The 1,659-nt window shown below is 40.3% G+C and carries 2 protein-coding genes; both read left to right on the forward strand.

Features of this window, described 5'->3' with window-relative positions:
- Positions 1-58: 58 nt before the first annotated feature.
- Positions 59-439 (forward strand): transposase, encoded by a 381-nt coding sequence (locus tag EXN75_RS17325; RefSeq protein ID WP_118115930.1) that lies wholly within the window; start codon positions 59-61, stop codon positions 437-439.
- A gap of 2 nt (positions 440-441) precedes the next feature.
- Positions 442-1,359 (forward strand): IS3 family transposase, encoded by a 918-nt coding sequence (locus tag EXN75_RS17330; protein ID WP_118115928.1) that lies wholly within the window; start codon positions 442-444, stop codon positions 1,357-1,359.
- The last annotated feature ends 300 nt before the right edge of the window (positions 1,360-1,659 follow it).

The following is a 1,659-nucleotide window of genomic DNA, read 5'->3' on the forward strand; positions in this document are numbered from 1 at the left end:
TGACTTATACTGATATAGATAGACACATTTATGGTTAATTAATAAAATGTGTTTAGTAATGAGTAAAAAGTACAAAAGTTACAGTAAGGAAGACAAATTGTCTTTACTTTGCGACTATTATCAGTCAGGACTCAGCAAATACAGTTTCTGTAAGAGTCGTGGAATTGCAGCAGTCAAGTCATTAAATACTTGGCTGAAAGTATTTGCTAATGAAAAAGATTTGTTATCTTTGCAGTCTGAACAAGCAAATATAACAGATATGTCAAACCGTAGTAAAGAAAGCTATCAAGAAGAGAATGGTCGATTGAAGCAACGCATCAAAGAGTTAGAGAAAGCCTTGGCCTTCTCTAAGTTGGAAACAGAAGCACGTGATCTGATGATTACACGCGCAGAAGAGTACTTTGATATTCCGATACGAAAAAAATCTGGGGCCAAGTAGTCATGGAACTGGTCGAGCAGCGCAACATGAAAGTTGCGACTGCTTGCCGCCTATTTGGCCATTGTCGTCAAGCCTTCTACCAGTCGAAGGCTGATATTGAAGCTGAGGTAAATCGTGATAAGATTATCTTGGATAATGTTCGTGAAATCCGAGATGAGGATCCAGGTATTGGTGGCTATAAACTTTGGCTCATGCTGACAGAACTTTATGGTAGAGAACTCATACCTGGTCGTGACAGCTTTTTCACACTGCTGCGCCGTCATCAGTTAATGCTCCCTCCTCGTAAGGCGCGTCATACAACCAATTCAAACCACCGTTATCACAAATGGAAGAATCTGGTAAAAGATATTGTTCTCACTTCGGCTAATCAGCTGTGGGTAAGCGATATTACTTATATCCAACTGGCAAATGGGGATGTTGCGTACCTCCATCTGGTAACGGATGCGTATTCTCGTAAAATTGTAGGATGGGTACTTGCTGATACATTGCGTGCAGCTTTGTCCATTCAGGCTCTTCAGATGGCTATTGACCAGGCCATAGAAATGAATGGAGGAGAATGTCTCAAGGGGCTTATCCACCATTCCGATCGCGGTGTACAATACTGTTGTGACGCTTATGTTCAGAAGCTACAGGAATATGATATCAGTATCAGCATGACAGAAGACTATAAGCCAACTGACAATGCCATTGCCGAACGCGTGAATGGAATTATCAAGATGGAAAAGGTCTATCGCATGCATGTGTTCAAGGACATCGAATGTGCTCGTGTTACCATCGGTCGTTACATACAATTCTATAATAACCGCAGACCACACATGAGTATAGGCTATAAAACTCCGGCAAAGGCGCATCTGGAGCAAGGAATCCAACAAAAGATGTGGAAAAAGAGAATTTATACTTCGAAAAAGAAGAATTCTTAATAAAGATTGTGTATCTTTGCAGAACCAAAAGACAAGTTCGGGTGATGGTACATGCCAGTAATCCGAAAAAGTAGGAAGCCCCATCGAGGGGCTCCCTACTTTACCAAAAGAGCAAGTCCGGGTTCGGTAAGTCCAGTGGAAGGGTAGTGACTACAAATATAGTACGATTTTTTTTATTGTGTCTATAAAATTAGGAACGAAAAATAAGGAGTGTCTACTATTTCAGTTTTATGAAATTGATAGTGTCTACCTTTTTAGTTTATAAAGTAAAAAAGTGTCTACAGAAATCAGGAAAAGTCA

Origin of the sequence: Segatella hominis, assembly GCF_004535825.1 — a bacterium.
In the GTDB taxonomy this organism is placed as follows: domain Bacteria; phylum Bacteroidota; class Bacteroidia; order Bacteroidales; family Bacteroidaceae; genus Prevotella; species Prevotella hominis.